Source organism: Hyalangium minutum (genome assembly GCF_000737315.1).
Lineage (GTDB): Bacteria > Myxococcota > Myxococcia > Myxococcales > Myxococcaceae > Hyalangium > Hyalangium minutum.
In genome coordinates this window covers 309,387-326,448 of record NZ_JMCB01000008.1, presented here as the reverse complement: position 1 = coordinate 326,448, position 17,062 = coordinate 309,387, and the positions used below count along the sequence as shown (strand labels likewise).

The window sequence follows — 17,062 nt, the reverse complement described above, 5'->3', positions numbered from 1 at the left end:
GGGAGGAGGGGCCTGGGACTACCCGCTGGTTCGAGCTCAGGCGCTCGGCGTGGCGGACTTGTCGGACTCGGACGTGGGGGCAGGGGACTCAGCGGCAGGAGCGGCGGCCTCGGCGGCCTTCGTGGCCTCTGCCTCGGCCTGGGCCTGCGCGGCGGCACGCTGCGCCTCGACCGCGGCACGCTCCTTCGCTGCGTCCTCGATGCGCTGGTCGCTCGCGGCCACCTCGTCCGGCGTCAGCTCGGTCCGGTCGGCCAGCATGCCCGTCTTCTTCTCCAGGTCCTTGATGGCGCGGCGGACCAGGTCGCGCTCCAGGAGCGTCCGGTTCATGCGCTTCTCGAGCGCCTTGTACTTGTCCTTCACCAGGTCCAGCTCGGACTTCACGGCGTTGTAGATGCGCTGCTGGGTCTCACGGGCGCCCTTCACCTTGCGGAGCTCGCGCTCCATCTCCGTGGCACGGCTGCGCTCCTTGTTCGCGCTGTGCTCCAGCCGCTCCATTTTCTCGCGGTCCGCGTCGTTCAGCTCGCGGTAGCGGCGCGGGGCCTTCTCCGGGGCGGGCTCGGCAACCGGCGTCACCTGCACCGCCGCCGTCACCACGCGCTCACCCTCCTGCGCCGGAGCGGAGATCTGCCCCGCCGGAACCGAAGCTTCGGCCGCCGCCGGAGCCACTGCCGCCGGAGCCGCGGGCTGAGCCGGAGCCGCCGCCGCCGGAGCCCGACGGCCCCGAGCGCCACCCCCCTGCTCGCTGCGCAGCCGCTCGATCTCCGCGAGCGCCTGGGCCAGATCCACGCGCACCGTCTCCAGCTGCACGGAGGCCTGGCGCTCCGTGTCCACGCGGGCCTTGATCAGATCGCGCTCGCCCTTCTCGCCTTCCTTCTGATCGAACAGCTTGCGCTTGGTCTGCTTCAGCTGCTCCTTCACTTCCTGGAGCTGGTTGCGCTGCTCGTCGAGCTCCTTCTGCTTGCGGGCCAGCTCGGACTCGAAGCGGGCGCGAGCCTTGGACGGGTCCTCCAGCTCTCCCCTCACGTTGTTGTTGGAAGTGGGAGCAGGGATGGCGGCCCGGTTCGAGCCGAAGAGCAGCATGCCGAGCGTCACGGCAAAGCCGATGGATACGAGGATTAGGGCAACCAGCACGGGTACGACCTCCACGAGGGTCTGCAAAAAAAGCGCCGCACCCTAACTTAAGGGCCCGGCGCGTCAATACCTGTGCGCACGTCTTGAAAGCGGGGAGCAGGGGGCCGGGCGCCGCCGTGCCCGAGCGGACAGGGGCGTGGCGTGACGCGGTGCTCCGAGAGCCCGGGGCTTCCTGTGCCCCCTGAAACTGGCGATGCTGGGGGACTCCGTACCGCGCCACGAGGGCACCGCGACATGCCGCATCTGGAGCTGACTCCGAAGACCGACATCTCGAGCTTCCGCAAGCTGGCCATTGGCAGCTGGAAGACGACCTATGATCCCACGGTCTACGGCACCCTGACGGTGCGCATGGACAAGGCCCTGGCGTACATCGAGGCCTTCCGTCAGCGCACGGGACAGCGCCTCACGGTGACGCACCTGATGACCAAGGCCATGGGCGAGGCGCTGCGCCGCTGCCCCGAGGCCAACGCCATCCTGCGCTTCAACAAGATCTACCTGCGCAAGCAGGTGACGATCTCCGCGCTGGTGGTGCAGACGGACGCCGGGAAGGTGGATCTCACCTCGGCGAAGATCGACGACGCGGACAAGAAGAGCCTGCGCGAGATTGCCCAGGAGATGGACGAAGCGGTGCGCCGGGTGCGCGAGCGCCGGGACGTGGCGCTGGAGAAGGGCAAGGGGACCATCCAGAAGATCCCCTACATGTTCCTCAACCTCTTCACGTGGCTGATCGGCTTCCTGATGTACACGCTGAACCTGGACCTGAGCGGGATCGGCATGCCGAAGGACGCGTTCGGCTCGATCATCATCACGAACGTGGGCTCGCTGGGGCTCGACACGGCATACGTGCCGCTGGTGCCCTATACGCGCGTGCCCATCTTCGTGGCGCCCGGCGCGGTGAAGGATGCGCCCGTGGTGGAGGATGGGAAGGTGGTGCCGGGGAAGGTGATGAACATCAACGCGTCCTTCGACCACCGCTTCATCGACGGGTTCCACGCGGGCGTCCTCGCCAACACGCTGCGCGAGATGCTGGAGAACCCGTTCGAGAGGTTCGACGCACTGCCCGCGGCCTCGGAGGCTCAGAGCGAGCCCATCCAGGCCGCGGGGTAACGCTCACCGCTACCAGCCGCGCTGCCAGGAGCGGCCGCCCATCTCACGCAGGCGCCGCACGCGCTCGGGGATGGGCGGGTGCGTGGAGAACAGCGCCATCACCGCGCGGCCGGACAGCGGGTTGACGATGAAGAGGTGCGAGGTGGCCGGCGCCCGATCGTACGGCATCAGCTCCGCGCCCCGCTCCAGCTTCATCAACGCGCTGGCCAGCGCCTCCGGGTCTCCGGACAGCTCCGCGCCCGTGGCGTCCGCGCCGTACTCGCGCGAGCGGCTCACCGCCAACTGCAGCAGCGTGGCGGCAATCGGCGCCACCAGCAGCAGGCCCAGGCTGGACATCGCACCGGCCAGGCCACCGCCCTCGTCGTCATCGCTCCGGCTCAGCATGGAGCCGCCGAACCAGAACAGCATCTGCGCCGCGTAGCTGATGACGCCCGCGAGCGTGGCGGCCACCGTGCCGATCAGCGTGTCCCGGTTGGCCACGTGGGCCAGCTCGTGCGCCAGCACGCCCCGCAGCTCCCGGCGATCGAGGATCTCCATGATGCCTGCCGTCACCGCCACCGCGGCGTGCTTGGGGCTGCGGCCCGTGGCGAACGCGTTGGGCGCTCGGGTGGGCAGCATGTAGATCTTCGGCTTGGGCATCTTCGCGCGCGTGGCCAGCTCCTCCACCATCTCGTGGAGCCAGGGCGCCTGCTCCCGCGCCAGCGGCTGCGCCCCGTGCATGGCCAGCGCGATCTTGTCGCTGAACCAGTACGAGACGAAGTTCATCACCACGACGAAGAAGCCCGCCATGGCCAGCCCGCGAGGGCCGCCGAGCTTCTGGCCGATCAGCAACACGAGCGCCGTGAGTCCGGCCAGCAGCACGGTCGTCTTGAGCGCATTGCCCAGACGGTGCCAACCGCTTCCTCGCAGTGGCGCTCCCCCGCGAGGGGCCGTGTCAAAAGTACTGCTGGAGTAGCTCATGGTGTGTCGTTCCGCTCCCTTCTGGTCTCCAGGAACGTAAACAGACACGGGGGGCCGTCAATGCAAACAGCCCTGTTCAGAGGTAGAAGCGGTCGACGATGCCAGCGGTCCTCTGAAGGATCGCTGTCCAGCCTACCCAGCCATCGATCGCCTGCTTGTCTGCTACCGGCTCGCCCCCGAGCGCCGCGAGTGAGCCCGTGCAGCCCTGTACTGTACACAGCCCCGATTCACGCAGGTGCTCGCGCAGGGCGCGCAGCGTGGGCATGCCGCGTGTCTCGAAGCGATCCGTCACGTCCTCTCGCGGCGGCTGGAAGTCCGGCTCGTCCAGCCGATCCTGGAGGAACCGCTCCAGGGCCCACCAGAAGAGGTACACCTCTGCCGGGCGCCCCATGGCCACCGCCGCAGCCGCGATGGAAAGGCCCTGGTGGACGCGATCGTAGTCTCCGCTGTGTAGGAAAATGACTACCTTTGACGGCGCTGGGCTCACAGGTACTGCTTACCGCTCAGGGGCCGGGGACGTCCATTCAAGCGGATCCGTCGACAGCCCACCCCCGCTTGCCTTGCGCCACCCCGCTCCTGCTTGCTAGAAAATCCACTCAACCTTCAGGCACTTAGCCGCACACGCGGCTGATGTGAGGGCTTCGGTTCGATGGGCGACGAGATCACAGGAAGCCGCAAGGACGCCCACCTCGATTTGTGCGCCAAGGAAGAAGTCCAGCCCGTACAGAACAGCACCCTGTTCGAGTGCGTGCGCCTGGTTCACTGCGCGATGCCCGAGATGGCCGTCGAGGATGTGGATCTTTCCACCCCTTTCCTGGGCAAGCGCTTGCGCGCGCCGGTGCTCATCACCGGCATGACGGGTGGCACCGAGCGGGCGGGCAAGGTGAACCGGGATTTGGCCCTCGTGGCCGAGCGCCATGGGGTGGCCTTTGGAGTCGGTAGCCAGCGCGCCATGGCCGAGTCCGCGGCTCGCGCGGCCTCGTATCAGGTGAGGGACGTGGCGCCCACGGTGGCCCTCCTGGGCAACATCGGGCTCTACCAGGCGGTGCAGATGGGCGTGGACGGGGTGCGGCGGCTGGCGGACGCGATTGGCGCGGACGCGATGGCGCTGCACCTGAACGCCGGACAGGAGCTCACCCAGCCCGAGGGTGATCGTGACTTCCGAGGCGGATACCCCGTGGTGGAGGCGCTGGTGAAGGCCTTCGGGGACCGGCTGTTGGTGAAGGAGACCGGGTGCGGCATCGGCCCGGAGGTGGCGCGCCGGCTGGTGGAGCTGGGCGTGCGCAACATCGACGTCTCCGGACTGGGCGGTACCTCGTGGGTACGCGTGGAGCAGCTGCGCGCCACGGGAATGCTGGCTCAGCTGGGCGCCGAGTATTCGAGCTGGGGCATTCCTACTGCCGCCGCCACGGCCGCTGTTCGCCGGGCCGTGGGCCCCGAAGTGCGGTTGGTGGCCTCGGGGGGCCTCCGCACCGGCCTGGAGATGGCCAAGGCCCTGGCGATTGGCGCGGACGTGGCGGGCGCGGCCCTGCCGCTGTTCCGCGCCCAGCAAGAGGGCGGCGTGGAGGGTGCGGACCAGGCCCTGCGCGTCATCATCGAGGGCCTGCGCCAGGCGCTCGTTCTGACGGGTAGCAAGAGCTGCGCTGAGCTGCGGCGCAAGCCAGTCGTGATGACGGGCGAGCTGAAGGATTGGCTCGCCGCCCTGTAAAGGGGCATTCCCCCTACGCCCCTGCGTTGGAGAAGGTAACAAAATGTCTGACACCGTGACGTCCCGGCTCGCTGGGTTCCACAAACTGCCCATGGAGGAGCGCCTTGCGCAGCTGGGCAAGATGTTCCGCCTCGCCGAGGACGAGCTGCAGTACCTGCGCGGTGTCGGCACCCTCCAGCCCGTGCTCGCCAACCAGATGATCGAGAACGCGGTGGGCACCTTCTCGCTGCCGCTGGGGCTCGGCCTCAACATGCTGGTGAATGGGCGCGACTACATCGTCCCCATGGCCGTGGAGGAGCCCTCGGTGGTGGCGGCGGTGTCCTTCGCCGCGAAGATCGTCCGCGAGTCCGGTGGCTTCATGGCCGAGGCCGACCCGTCCATCATGATTGGGCAGGTGCAGGTGACGCGCTTCGGCGATCCCACGGAGGCCGCGGACAAGATCCTGGCGGCCAAGGAGGGGATCCTCGCGCTGGCCAACAGCTTCCACCCGGCGATGGTGGCCCGAGGCGGTGGTGCCAAGGACGTGGAGGTCCGCGTGCTGCCGGCCCCCGAGGGCCCGCGCGCCGAGCCGTTGCTCATCGTCCACCTGGTCATCGACACGCAGGAGGCCATGGGCGCCAACCTCATCAACACCATGGCCGAGGGCGTGGCCCCGTTCATCGAGCAGCTGACGGGCGGCAAGGTGTACCTGCGGATTCTGTCGAACCTGGCGGATCGGCGGCTGGCGCGGGCCATGTGCCGCATTCCGGTGCCGCTGCTGGCGGACTTCGAGATGCCGGGCGAGGCCATCGCCGAGGGCATTGCCCAGGCGAGCCGGTTCGCCGAGGCGGACCCGTACCGGGCGGCCACGCACAACAAGGGCGTGATGAACGGGATTGACTCGGTGGCCATTGCCACGGGGCAGGACTGGCGGGCCATCGAGGCGGGGGCGCACGCGTTCGCCTGCCGCGAGGGCCAGTACCGGCCGCTGTCCACCTGGTACCTGGAGGAGGGGCACCTGGTGGGGCGCATCGAGCTGCCGCTGGCGCTGGGCACGGTGGGCGGGCCCATCAAGGTGCACCCGGGCGTGCAGGTGGCGCTGAAGCTGATGCGGGTGAGCTCGGCGCGCGAGCTGTCCATGGTGTTCGCGGCGGTGGGGCTGGCGCAGAACTTCGCGGCGCTCCGGGCGCTGGGCAGCGTGGGCATCCAGAAGGGCCACATGGCGCTGCACGCGCGGTGCGTGGCGGTGACGGCGGGGGCCCGAGGCGACCTGGTGGAGCGAATCGCCAACGAGCTGGTGAGGGTGGGCCACGTGAAGGTGGAGAAGGCGCGGGAGATCATCGCCGCGCTGGCGGCGGCCGACGAGGCTGCTGCGGCGGCGGGCAGCACAGGGTAGGGTGCGCCCCCATCTATGGATTCACAGGCGGCGCCCCTGACGGGCTTCGGTGCAGGCAAGGTCATCCTGTTGGGTGAGCACAGCGTGGTGTACGGGTACCCCGCGCTGGCAGGGGCTCTGAGCCGCGGGGTGACGGCCAGTGCAGTGAAGGCGCGGAAGCCCCAGCTGGCGCTGGCGGACCCGTTCAACCGGGCGCAGCGTGCGCTGCTGACGAAGGCGTTCCTTCGCGCGGCGGACCTGTGCGGCAATCCTTCCGTGAAGGTGTCGCTGGAGTCCGAGCTGCCGCTGTCCATGGGGTTGGGCAGCTCGGCGGCGGTGTCGGTGGCGTGCGCGCGGGTGCTGCTGAAGGCGGCGGGGAAGAAGGAATCGGCGCGCGAGGTGGCGCAGGTGGCGCTGGCCATGGAGCAGGAGTTCCACGGCACGCCCTCCGGCGTGGACCACACCACGAGCGCCATGCAGGAACTCATCCTTTATAAGCGGCTGCCGGACCAGTCCTCGGGGAAGGCGCGGGGGGTGAAGAGCCCCCGGCCGCTCCAGGTGCTGGTGGCGCTGGCGGGCGAGCGCAGCCCTACGAAGAAGACGGTGGGGGCGCTGCGGGAGCGGCAGGCGCGGTGGCCGGAGCGGTACCGGCGGCTGTTCCGGGAGGTTGGCGTGGTGGCGACGGAGGGGGCGAAGGCGGTGGAGGCGGGGGAGTTGGAGGCGCTGGGGGACGCGATGAACGTCAACCAGGGGTTGTTGGCGGCGCTGGGGCTGTCCTCGCCGCCGCTGGAGGAGATGGTGTACCGGCTGCGCGCTCTGGGGGCCCTGGGCGCGAAGCTGACAGGGGCGGGTGGCGACGGCGGCGCGGTGATTGGGCTCTTCCTGGAGCCCGAGCCCGCTGCGGCGAAGCTGCTGCAGCAGGGGGTTCGGTGCTTCACCAGCCAGCTCGCGGGGCCGCGAGCGCTGTGAGTGTTTCCATGAAAGCGACTGTTCTGGCGCATCCCAACATCGCCCTGGTCAAGTACTGGGGGAAGCGGGACGACGCGCTGATTCTTCCGCATCAATCGAGTCTGTCCCTGACGCTGGCGCCGCTGTCCGTCACCACCACGGTGGAGTTCGGCGCGGCGTCGGATCAGGTGGAGATCAACGGCCACACCGCGAAGGGCAGCGAGCGGGACCGGGTGCTGCGGGTGCTCGAGGCGGTGCGAGGCGAGGCGGGCGGCAAGCTGGGGCCCGCGAAGATGGTGTCTCGCGGGGACTTCCCGGCGTCGGCGGGGCTGGCGAGCAGCGCGGCGGGCTTCGCGGCGCTGGCGGTGGCGGCCCGGGAGGCAGCGGGGCTGAAGGCGGACCCGAAGGTGGCGAGCATGCTGGCGCGGTTGGGCAGCGGCTCGGCGTGCCGGAGCGTGCAGGGCGGGTTCTGCGAGTGGCGCCGCGGCGAGCGGGCGGATGGGACGGACAGCTACGCGGTGCAGCGCTTCGATGCGAAGCACTGGCCGGAGCTGCGGATGGTGGTGGCCATCCTGAACCGCGACGAGAAGGAGGTGAAGTCGCGGGATGGGATGAAGCACACGGTGGACACGAGCCCGTACTACGCGGCGTGGGTGAAGGACGCGGAGGCAGAGGTGCCTCGGGCGGTGGAGATCCTCCAGCGCAAGGACTTGCAGGCGCTCGGGGAACTGGCGGAGCGCAACGCATGGCGGATGCACTCGACGGCGTTCGCGGCGGATCCGCCGCTCTGCTACATGAACCCGGCGACGCTGGGGTTGATTCAGCACCTTCGGGAGCAGCGGAAGAAGGGGATGCCGGTGTGGTTCACGCTGGATGCGGGGCCGAACCCGGTGCTGCTGACGGACGCGGCGCATGAGGTGGCGGCCGAGGCGCTGGCGAGGGCCTGTGGCGCGGTGGATGTGATTCGCTGCGTGCCGGGCGGCGACGCGGAGCTGAAGGGCGAGCACCTCTTCTGATGGAACGGGCGCTCTCGGCACCGGGGAAGCTGTTCGTGGCGGGCGAGTACGCCGTGCTGTGGGGCGGCGTGGCACGGGTGGCGGCGGTGGGGCCTCGGACGGCGGCGCTGGTGCGGCGGCGGGCGGATGCGCGGGTGCACGTGTGCCTGGAGGAGGGCACGCTGAAGGGGAGCGCCACGCCCAAGGGCGTGCGGTGGGATGGGGAGGTTCCGGCGGGGTTCGCCTTCGTGGCGAGGACGCTGGACGAGGCGCTGCGGGCGCATGGCCGGCAAGGCGTGGGCTTCGAGCTGGCGGTGGCGCCCTCGGCGGTGGGCCCTGGAGGGCTCAAGCTGGGCATGGGCGGGAGCGCTTGCGCGACAGTGCTGGCGGCGGACGCGGCGCGGTACGTGCTGGAGGAGCGCTTCGATGCGCTGAAGCTGGCGCTGGTGGCGCACACGCTGGGGCAGAGCGGGAAGGGGAGTGGCGGAGACGTGGCGGCGAGCTTCGCCGGGGGCGTGCTGCGCTACCGGCGGTATGACGTCTCGGCGCTGATGGCGGCCTCGAGTACTGGAGGGTTCCGGGCGGCGCTGCTGGAGTCACCCTCGGTGGACGTGTGGCGGTTGCCTCCGCCGAAGCTGTCGCTGGCATATGCCTTCACAGGGGAGAGCGCTTCGACGCGGGTGCTCATCTCCCAGGTGGAGGCGCGGATGGACGCGGCCGCGCGCCAGGCCTTCGTGGCGCGCTCGGACGCAGTGGGGCATGCCATCGAGGAAGGGCTGGGCGGCGGAGACTTCCGGGCGTTCAAGGAAGCGGTGACAGCCCAGCAGGCGCTGCTCCAGGAACTGGGGCCGACCGAGACCGATGCCATGCGGCGCATCCTGGCCATTGCCGCGTCCTACGACTGCGCGGGCAAGCAGTCCGGAGCGGGAGGCGGGGACGGGTGCATCCTCTTTGCCCCGAACCCAGAAGCTCGCGCCGAGCTGATGAAGGGCCTGGAAGCGCGCGGGTTCCACTCAATGACGCTTGAGGTGGAGCCCGGGCTGCGCGGCGAGGCCCAGGCGGACCCACGGCTCCGCGCCTGGCTGGACGCACACGCCTGAGCCGTCCCGTCTTCCTGGGGGCGGAGGCCACCAAGGAGCGGCTGCTGCAGCTACCCACGCCCGGCATCCTCCACCTGGCCACCCATGGCTTCTTCCTGGAGGACACGGCCGCTCCCCCCGCCTCACGGGCCATGGTCCATTTCGGGGGGATGGGCGAGGACTCCCAGGCTCCCCGGCCGCCGGATCCGCTGCTTCGCTCCGGCCTGCTCCTGGCGGGGGCCAACGCGCCCAGACCCTCCGGCTCCCCCCGGCCTCCGCCTGAGAGCGCATGGGTGACAGCCTTGGAGCTGGCGGGCCTGAACCTGTAGGGCACTCAGCTGGTGGTGCTGTCCGCCTGTGACACGGGCCGGGGGATGTGGAACTCGGCCAGGGGGTATATGGGCTGCGTCGCGCCTTCATGGTCGCCGGCGCGGAGACGGTGGTGATGAGCCTCTGGAAGGTGAATGACGACACCACCTCGCAGCTGATGGAGGCCTACTTCCGGAACCTGCTGGCGGGGCAGGGCCGGGCCAGCGCCCTGAAAGAAGCCATGCGCGAGCTGCGCGCCACCCAGCTCCATCCGCACTACTGGGCGCCCTTCATCGTGGTGGGCCGGGATGAACCGCTGCGCGCGCTGGCGAAGTAGCCTCTGCTGCACAAGTGGGGTGCGCAGTCGCAGAGGTAGAAAGAGCTACGTTCTCCCAGGGGATTTTGAGAATATTGCTGGGGAGCAGATGCCAAGCTCAAATACTTGAGGGAAATCAGAAACGTTGGGATTTGAGAGGGATATCAGTCATTCCCCGTTGTGGAGCTTGGAGAGGAACTCGCTGAAGCTGTTCGCAACCACGTGAATGGCTTGTTCCCCCGCTTCTTCCGTGAAGTAGAAGACGACCTTGGGGGCATAGGGGTTGCTTCGGTAGTCGAAGCAGATGAAGTCGCCAGCCCCTGTTCCTGCGAATGGGTAGATGCCCTGCGGGACGTGGTCCTTGATGAGCTCGTAGGTGTCAGCCATCGAGTAGATCCGCAGATCTTCGTCTTCGCTCTCGCTGATGGTCAGGAGTTCGCTGACGACGGTGTTCCCCTTGCCGATGTCGATCACATCAGGAAAGGGTGTCATCCCCTGGTACTGCATTGCGACTTGTTTGTAGTCCTCGGGGAGTTTGACCCCCCAAGCTTTTTCGAGCCTCTCTACGTCGAGAGGAGTCGCTGGGTAGGGGCGCTTCCAGATGCGTGGCGTCCAATGGACCGTCATTAGGGATAGCCTCCACCCCAGATGGCCATACCCCCTGTGTGAGGAATCGCGGCTCGGTGCTCAGCCTCTGTAATGAGCTGCATTCGACCCACGTCCTGGTGGTGATGCCATTTGAATCCAGGTGGGGCTTGATGCGAGTTCGCCAGTGCCTGGATGTCCTCGGCTCCCAAGCCGAGCTGCTTGGCCAGGTTTGGGTCGCGTTCGATCGCACGGAAGAGCTTTTCGTTAGCGGCCTTGAAGTGTGACAGGTGCTTCCCACTTCCGATGTGTGCGTCATCGATCAACGTTTCAAATCGGGGCTCGAACTCAGGGAACCCGTTCTTGTCGAAGCGGATGGCCGTCCTCCCCCGCGTGACCGATTGCCCGGCGCGATTCTTCCCCATGTTCGGAATAGGGTCCGCGGGTGTGCGGCTGTTCTTGAACGGAAGGATCCGGCCGTCCGCAGTGAGGCGCGGTTTGCGCCAGGATTCGATGGAGAGCAGCCGATGCTTCGAGCCAGAAGCCGCTGAGTCGGACGAGGCGGAACGAGGCGGCGGATTGCCACCGCTGCCCATGCCCTGGTTGGCCATCAGCAGGGCGTTGGATTCCAGAGAGACCGTGAGGATGCGGCCCGTTACGGTCATGGATCGCACGGTGCCGAGCAGTTCGAAGCTGAGTCCTTCGGAGGTCGCCAGGCGCGAAGCCGCGGGCAGCCCCGGCAGCCCACCGCTGATGAACTTGTTGCCTCCCGAGGCCAGCGCGGCTGTTGCTGCCAGGATGAGCAGCCGGGTGACTTTCTCTCCCATCACCTGCCCGTAGCGCTCGCCGGCCGCCCGCACCTCCACGAACGTGCGCGCTTGCTGGCATTCCTGCTCAAGCCGGCGCCAGCCCTCAATGAGTCCCACCAGCGTGTCCCAACCCACGTAGCCCACCAGCGAGGCCGTGAGCACGAGGACGACCACCTTCGAGATGGGCTCGGGAATCGCCAGGAGCGCCATCGTCATCGTGATGGTGCTCACCAACGCAATCTGCAGTTGTACCGGATCGAGAACCTCGCCGATGACCGTGGCCGTACCGCTCCAAACACCTCGAGTGGCCAGGGCGAAGGCCAGGGCCTGTTTGTCCCCGTCAGTCAGCAAATGGCCGTCTTGGAGCAAGCCGAGGCAGTCTCCCGGCGTTCCTCGTTGCTCGCACCACTGGTAGTACTCGCGGACTAGCTGGGCCTGCTCGTTGGGCTGCTCAGGATCCCCCCAAGAGATGACAGCCACCTGCGCCGGTGGCCGGAGAGGCAGTGTGTGCCGCAGGCGTTTCGCCAACTGCACCATGGCCTCGTGGTACTGCTCCTTCGTCACCTCGATGGGAGCACGGCGTACCGGTGGGCGGGTGACGAGGGGCAGTGCATCCTCGGCCAGGAGTGCGATGCGCGAGCCGGTGTCCGAAGCATCGGCCTTGCGGGCAGCGCCCTCATCTGTGGCACAGGCAGCGGCCAGCAGGAAGAACGCGAGGAGGAGCAGCCACGAGCGTACATTCATCGCTCAACCGCTAGAAGGCGACGCACGAGACCGAGTCGACCCGGAGGACGGCTTCCTGGCTGAAGCGCGACTTGTACTCCTCGCGGATGGTGTCGATGCTGTTCGAGATGGCATCGCTGCCATCGTGCAGCAGCACGATCACCTTGCTGTCCTCGTGTATCAGGTTGCCGTTGTCCATCAGGTACTGGCCATTGGCATCGAACATCGTCAGGCCACTGCTGAAGCGGGGCGTGACCGTGGTGTCGACGAAGTTCTGCCACTCCGCCTCGCTGACGGACGTGGTGTTCTCCCGATCGAGCCCGAAGAACAGCTCCGTGCGGTACATCTCCGAGCCCACGTCACAGGACTCTCCTCCGCACGCCGAGGTGAGCGCTCCCAGGGTCATCACGAGGAGCAGGTTGCGCAGCACAGCGGAGGACGGCGGAGCGAGGCGGGCAAGGGTCATAGACCCGGGACGCTACTAAAACATGTGCCCGTAATTCATGTAGAAGCGCTGGCCGCCCGTCTCCGTGGACAGCGCGTAGTCCACGCGAATGACCGCCGCGCGCCGAGTCACCCGCAGGCCCGCGCCCGCACCCGGGTGCCACTCATGCCACGCTCCATCCGTCACGCCCGGGTGCCACACCCGCCCCAAGTCCAAGAACGCCGCCATGCCCAGCTTCATCGGCTGCCCCAGGATTCGCAGGTCCAGCGCGTGGAAGCGCAGCTCCGTGTTCGAGAACACCTTGATGTTCCCCACGAACCGGTTGCGCTCGATGCCGCGCACGCTGCTCATTCCTCCCACCCCCTCGGTGAAGTTCACCCCGCCCGTCGTGCTCCACTCGAAGAAGGGCACGTCGCCGAACAGCATGTCCAACGACACCCGCTGCGCGAAGATGAACCGCGAGCCCAGCCGGAAGTACCGCCGCTCACTCAGTGTCACTCCCGCATACCGATAGCGGCTCCCCGTCGTGTGTCCCGAGATGCGGAGCGCCAGCTCCTCGGCTCCGCCCGTGGACGGATCCGACTCGTTGTCCCGCGTGTCCCAGAGCGCTCCGAGCAGGATCTGCCCCGTGGAGCCGCCCTCGATGCCCAGCGGCTGCATCTCCGCGAGCATCGACGCCTCGTAGGGCGACACCCGCGTGTACCGCCACGAATAGCCCGCGTATGCCTGGAACGGATGGTCCTCGCCCCACGGCTTTCCGCGCAGCCGCAGCCACGCGCCCGGTGAGCCCTTGTCATAGTTGTACCAGGCGTCCTTCACATTCCCCGTGAACTCCGACGCCGAGCGGTTGCCCGCGCCATAGAAGGGGCTCTGGAACTCGCGCTTGTACTCGAACCGCCCCTCCACCCGCAGCGGGCCCAGCAGCCTCGGTCCGTCGTAGCGCAGGTAGTGGTTCTGCACGCCCCGGCTCGTGAAGAACACCTGGGCGCCCAGGCCGTGCTGATACGGCTGACGGCCGTCGCCGTAGATATACATGCCCCCCACCACGCCGTAGCCCACGCCAAAGTCCGAGTTGAAGCTCAGCAGCGGCAGCGCGATGCCATCCACGCTGCCATCCTTCGAGGCGGGCTTCGGTACGGAGGCTGTGGGCACCGTGGGCGCCACGGGAGAGGCGCTCACCAGGGCGAGCACGAGTGAGGGGAGCAGCATGCGAGCCTCCGTCATGCCCCAAGGGGCCTGGACTCTCCAACCCACGCTCAGGTCCAGGAGCCTCGCCCGCTCGCCCACCAAGAAGGCTCACGCGATCGCGCGGCTGCTTTCTCCTCGCATGTTCATTTTGGCTCTCCAAAGCGGGGAGACGTCAACGTGAACCAAGTCCTCACCTCAGAGTTGCAGGCATGGGCATGTACGCTTGCTCGCCAGATCGGCCGGAAAGTTCCAGCCTTCCCTTCAAAACGGCAGCGCCACCTGCTCGTTGTACATCTTGACGGCGTTCCCAAAGCGCTCCTCGACGAGGCTGTTCAGACGGGGAGCATGCCGTTCCTCTCCCGGCTGGTGCGCTCGGGGACGTACCACCTGGAGAGGGCCTTCTGGGGCTCGCCCGCCTCCACGCCCTTCTTCCAGGCGGGGCTGCTCTACGGCATCGAGCACCCGAACCTCCCTGCCTACTCGTGGTTCGATCGCGAGCTGGGCCGCAAGGTTCAGATGAACACGCCGAAGGACGCGCTCCACATCGAGCAGCGGCTCTGGCGCAGCAGTGAGACGAGCCTGCTGGCGGGCGGCGGGCACACGTACTTCTCCCTGTTCCATGCGGGCGCTCGCAACCGGCTGTGCATGAGCACGCTCGCCAGCCTCAAGGTCATGGCGCGCTCGCTGTCCTCCGAAATGGAGGGCCTGTTCGTCGCGCGCACCGAGAACCCCTGGCGATACCTGCGCTCGCTCGGCGCGGACTCATTGCGCGCGATGCAGGACATCTGGCGGTGGGCTCGAGCCCTGGGCGACTGGCGCCACGAGCATGGCTTCCTCCTCAGCCGGGTCATGCTGCAGCGGCTGGGCTGGAGCTTCGCGCACACCAAGGCGCTCGTGGACATGGTGCGGGGCGTGCCTGCCATCTACCTCGTCTTCGGCAACTTCGATGAGGTGGCGCACCGGCGCGGCCCTCGCTCCGCGCAGGCCATCGCGGAGCTGCACCGTGTCGACGCCTACCTGGCCGAGCTGTACGCCATGGGCCGCGCCGTCGAGCACCCCTACGACGTCGTCCTCCTCACCGACCACGGCCACGTGGGCAGCCTCCCGTTCGAGAAGCGCCAGGGCCAGCACCTGGAGGACATGCTCCTCCGGGGAGCGCCGGTGCCCCTGGCTGCGGATGTGGAGCGTGGGCTGCTGGATGGGCGCGCGCCGGGCGCCGCGAGAGCACCCCGGGGAACGGACTCGCCCGTGGTCATGGAGTGCGGAAACTTCGCGCACGTCTACCTCACGCGCGAGCACACGCCGCTCGAGGCCGCCGAGCTGGTGGCCCACCACCGGGAGGTGCTCGCCCGGGCCTCGCGGCACCCGGACATCGGGATTGTGGCGCTGAGGCGAGGGAACTCGGCGGTGGCGCTGGTGAAGGGCCAGGTGTTCGGTCCGGACGAGGTGGCCAACGCACCGCTCGCAGGGGAGTTCTGCCGGCGCGCCGTGGCCGACTACTTGCGCGAGCTGCCGCACCTGCGTACCGCCGGAGACATGGTGCTCTTCGGCGAGGCGGTGGAGCCGGGGGCCACCGTGGGCTTCGCCTGGGAGTTCGGCTCGCATGGCGGGCTCACCCGCACGGAGACGTGCAGTACGATCTGCTGGCCAAGCGAGGCGCCCGTGGATCTCTCTGGACTGAGCCACTGCGTGCGCCTGCACCAGCGCCTCTCGGAGGCATACCGTGCCTGAGACCCGGACCTGGGGGCAGCGGGGGGAGCGGGGTGGGGCGGTCCTCAACGTGCTGCTGGGCGTGGTGGGCGTGGGGGTCTCCGCGGTCCTGATCTCCACGGCCTTCTTCCACTGGAACCTGCGCGGGGAGGGCCCGCTGCTGGTGCCCCGGTTCCCGCTTCGGGAGTTCTTCCGCGAGCTGCCGGGCCACATGGTGTGGCTCATCCCGTTCATGCTGCTGTCCGCCTCAATCATCCCGCTGCGCGCGCTCCAGTGGCAGCAGACGCTCCAGCGCAAGGTGCCCTTCAAGGAGCGCTACCACCTGGTGGCCATCGGCGCTTTCACGCACAACGCGCTGCCCGGGAAGCTGGGTGACATCATCCGCTCGTTCCTGCTCTCCCGGACCCAGCAGCTGCCCTTCCTGCAGAGCCTGGGCTCCGTGGCCGTCTGCAAGCTGCTGGAGTTCGCCGCGCTGATGCTGCTCGTGGCCCTGTCCTTCTTGGGGCCTTTCGGGAAGACGATGGCCCAATTCGCCGGAGCCCTGAAGGTGGCCGTGTCCCTGTGCATCGGCCTGGTCGCGCTGGTGGTGTTGCTGGCCCACTACTCACGGCCGCTCGCCCACGCCTTGCACCGCCGGCACCAACTGCCCCGCCTGCAGGGCCTGCTTCTGCACCTGGCCGAGGGACTCAGCACCGCTCGGAGCTTCCGGGGCACGGCGGTAGCGTTGCTCTACTCCGTGGGGCCTGTCCTGGCGCCCGCCATCGGCTACGGCATGGCGCTGCACGGCCTGGGCATCCCCGGAGGCCTCTTCGCCGGAGCGGTCGTCCTGGGAGCCATCGCGCTTGGGCAGTCCTTGCCGGGAGTGCCCGCAGGCCTGGGGCTCTACTACTTCGTCACGAGCTGGGCCGCCCGGAGCCTGGGGGCCTCGGAGGCGGATGCGGCCGCGTTCTCCGCGCTGACCCACCTGGGCACGGTCTTCAGCCAAGTCACCGTGGGCGCCATCTCCGTCCACCAGCGCAAGCTGCGCCTGAAGGACCTGCGGCGCGGTGGCAGTCTGGCCCGCGAGGCCGCCCACCACGTGGCCCACGACGCCGTGGAGCCCGTGGCCCCGTGAAAAGAAAAAGGGCCCCGGCGATGAAGCCGGGGCCCTTCGTGTGCCCAGGAGAGGACTCGAACCTCCATGCCCTTGCAGGCGCTAGACCCTGAATCTAGTGTGTCTACCAATTCCACCACCTGGGCAGGTGGGGCGTCGCTTGTGGGGGCGGACATATAGGGAACCGGCGCGCCCCCGTCAAGCGGAACCGACTCCTCCAACATCACTTCTTCAGCGGCCATTTCCCCGCCGCCTCCAGCTGGTGCCGAAGAGCGGGGTTCTCATCCATGTACGCGGTGAGGGACTCCTCGGTGATCTCCACCTGGATGTCCTCCGAGCCCACCTCTGTCTGGCAGCTCAGCCGGGAGTAGGGGCGCACGTCGAACCCCATGTCCAGCCGGTCCATTTCTGGGTCCGACTGCTCGGAGAGTGAATCCAGCCCCTTCCGAATCCACACGTGGCACGTGGAGCACCCGCACACCCCGCCACAGCTATGTCCCACGTGAGCGCCGCCCTGCTCGGCGGCCTCCAGCAGGGTGGCCCCGGACTTCACCTCCACGGTGACGTCGTCCAGGGGGCTCTTGAAGTGGACCTTCGGCACC

16 protein-coding genes, 1 tRNA gene and 1 pseudogene are annotated in these 17,062 nt (G+C 68.4%); 9 read left to right on the top strand and 9 right to left on the bottom strand.

Annotation, left to right across the window (positions count from 1 at the left end; all coding sequences use genetic code 11):
- Nucleotides 1-36: 36 nt before the first annotated feature.
- On the bottom strand, nucleotides 37-1,131 hold the full coding sequence (locus tag DB31_RS22705) for a coiled-coil domain-containing protein (protein WP_044191258.1): 1,095 nt from the start codon (nucleotides 1,129-1,131) through the stop codon (nucleotides 37-39).
- A gap of 234 nt (nucleotides 1,132-1,365) precedes the next feature.
- On the opposite strand from DB31_RS22705, the gene DB31_RS22700 reads away from it, so the two are divergent.
- Entirely contained in the window at nucleotides 1,366-2,238 is an 873-nt protein-coding gene (locus DB31_RS22700) for a 2-oxo acid dehydrogenase subunit E2 (protein ID WP_044191257.1), read from the top strand.
- A 9-nt stretch (nucleotides 2,239-2,247) separates the two neighbouring features.
- Here the strand turns inward: DB31_RS22700 and DB31_RS22695 are convergent, their stop codons facing one another.
- Together DB31_RS22695 and DB31_RS22690 are read right to left on the bottom strand one after the other, a co-directional pair.
- On the bottom strand, nucleotides 2,248-3,198 hold the full coding sequence (locus tag DB31_RS22695) for a zinc metalloprotease HtpX (RefSeq protein WP_044191256.1): 951 nt from the start codon (nucleotides 3,196-3,198) through the stop codon (nucleotides 2,248-2,250).
- A gap of 76 nt (nucleotides 3,199-3,274) precedes the next feature.
- On the bottom strand, nucleotides 3,275-3,589 hold the full coding sequence (locus tag DB31_RS22690; RefSeq protein ID WP_240486833.1) for a hypothetical protein: 315 nt from the start codon (nucleotides 3,587-3,589) through the stop codon (nucleotides 3,275-3,277).
- A 258-nt stretch (nucleotides 3,590-3,847) separates the two neighbouring features.
- Here DB31_RS22690 and fni point away from each other — a divergent pair, with 258 nt between their 5' ends.
- From fni to DB31_RS48010, 6 genes and pseudogenes are all read left to right on the top strand, one after another.
- Nucleotides 3,848-4,906 (top strand): type 2 isopentenyl-diphosphate Delta-isomerase, encoded by a 1,059-nt coding sequence (gene fni / locus DB31_RS22685; RefSeq protein ID WP_044191254.1) that lies wholly within the window; start codon nucleotides 3,848-3,850, stop codon nucleotides 4,904-4,906.
- Between the two features lie 43 nt (nucleotides 4,907-4,949).
- Nucleotides 4,950-6,281 (top strand): hydroxymethylglutaryl-CoA reductase, degradative, encoded by a 1,332-nt coding sequence (locus tag DB31_RS22680; protein WP_044191253.1) that lies wholly within the window; start codon nucleotides 4,950-4,952, stop codon nucleotides 6,279-6,281.
- Between the two features lie 15 nt (nucleotides 6,282-6,296).
- Entirely contained in the window at nucleotides 6,297-7,229 is a 933-nt protein-coding gene (gene mvk, locus DB31_RS22675; RefSeq protein ID WP_044191252.1) for a mevalonate kinase, read from the top strand.
- 8 nt (nucleotides 7,230-7,237) lie between these two features.
- Nucleotides 7,238-8,224, top strand: a complete 987-nt coding sequence (mvaD, locus tag DB31_RS22670; RefSeq protein WP_044191251.1) for a diphosphomevalonate decarboxylase — start codon at nucleotides 7,238-7,240, stop codon at nucleotides 8,222-8,224.
- A complete protein-coding gene (locus tag DB31_RS22665; protein ID WP_044191250.1) occupies nucleotides 8,224-9,303 on the top strand; it encodes a mevalonate kinase family protein in 1,080 nt (359 codons plus the stop codon). The genes mvaD and DB31_RS22665 overlap by 1 nt, the downstream gene beginning before the upstream one ends.
- An 8-nt stretch (nucleotides 9,304-9,311) precedes the next feature.
- Nucleotides 9,312-9,928: pseudogene (locus DB31_RS48010) on the top strand (CHAT domain-containing protein); the annotation flags it as partial.
- Between the two features lie 147 nt (nucleotides 9,929-10,075).
- Here DB31_RS48010 and DB31_RS22655 read toward each other — a convergent pair.
- Genes DB31_RS22655 through omp85 form a run of 4 tightly spaced genes read right to left on the bottom strand, consistent with a single transcriptional unit; the run spans nucleotide 10,076 to nucleotide 13,678 of the window.
- Nucleotides 10,076-10,534: an SMI1/KNR4 family protein gene (locus DB31_RS22655; protein ID WP_044191249.1), complete on the bottom strand. Its 459-nt coding sequence runs from the start codon at nucleotides 10,532-10,534 to the stop codon at nucleotides 10,076-10,078.
- Nucleotides 10,534-12,045 (bottom strand): HNH endonuclease, encoded by a 1,512-nt coding sequence (locus DB31_RS22650; RefSeq protein ID WP_044191248.1) that lies wholly within the window; start codon nucleotides 12,043-12,045, stop codon nucleotides 10,534-10,536. Before DB31_RS22650 ends, DB31_RS22655 begins: the two co-directional genes overlap by 1 nt.
- A gap of 10 nt (nucleotides 12,046-12,055) precedes the next feature.
- A complete protein-coding gene (locus tag DB31_RS22645; RefSeq protein ID WP_044191247.1) occupies nucleotides 12,056-12,490 on the bottom strand; it encodes a DUF3574 domain-containing protein in 435 nt (144 codons plus the stop codon).
- Between the two features lie 15 nt (nucleotides 12,491-12,505).
- The gene (gene omp85, locus DB31_RS22640) at nucleotides 12,506-13,678 is read right to left on the bottom strand and encodes an Omp85 family outer membrane protein (RefSeq protein WP_044191526.1); all 1,173 of its coding nucleotides are present in this window, start codon (nucleotides 13,676-13,678) and stop codon (nucleotides 12,506-12,508) included.
- 156 nt (nucleotides 13,679-13,834) lie between these two features.
- Here omp85 and DB31_RS22635 point away from each other — a divergent pair, with 156 nt between their 5' ends.
- Together DB31_RS22635 and DB31_RS22630 are read left to right on the top strand one after the other, a co-directional pair.
- Nucleotides 13,835-15,388: an alkaline phosphatase family protein gene (locus DB31_RS22635; RefSeq protein ID WP_044191246.1), complete on the top strand. Its 1,554-nt coding sequence runs from the start codon at nucleotides 13,835-13,837 to the stop codon at nucleotides 15,386-15,388.
- A 49-nt stretch (nucleotides 15,389-15,437) separates the two neighbouring features.
- Nucleotides 15,438-16,481: a lysylphosphatidylglycerol synthase transmembrane domain-containing protein gene (locus DB31_RS22630; RefSeq protein WP_083968627.1), complete on the top strand. Its 1,044-nt coding sequence runs from the start codon at nucleotides 15,438-15,440 to the stop codon at nucleotides 16,479-16,481.
- Nucleotides 16,482-16,522: 41 nt separating this feature from the next.
- On the opposite strand, the gene DB31_RS22625 is transcribed toward DB31_RS22630, so the two are convergent.
- Nucleotides 16,523-16,606, bottom strand: a tRNA-Leu gene (locus tag DB31_RS22625).
- 77 nt (nucleotides 16,607-16,683) lie between these two features.
- Nucleotides 16,684-17,061: a 2Fe-2S iron-sulfur cluster-binding protein gene (locus tag DB31_RS22620; RefSeq protein WP_044191244.1), complete on the bottom strand. Its 378-nt coding sequence runs from the start codon at nucleotides 17,059-17,061 to the stop codon at nucleotides 16,684-16,686.
- Nucleotide 17,062 lies beyond the last annotated feature (1 nt).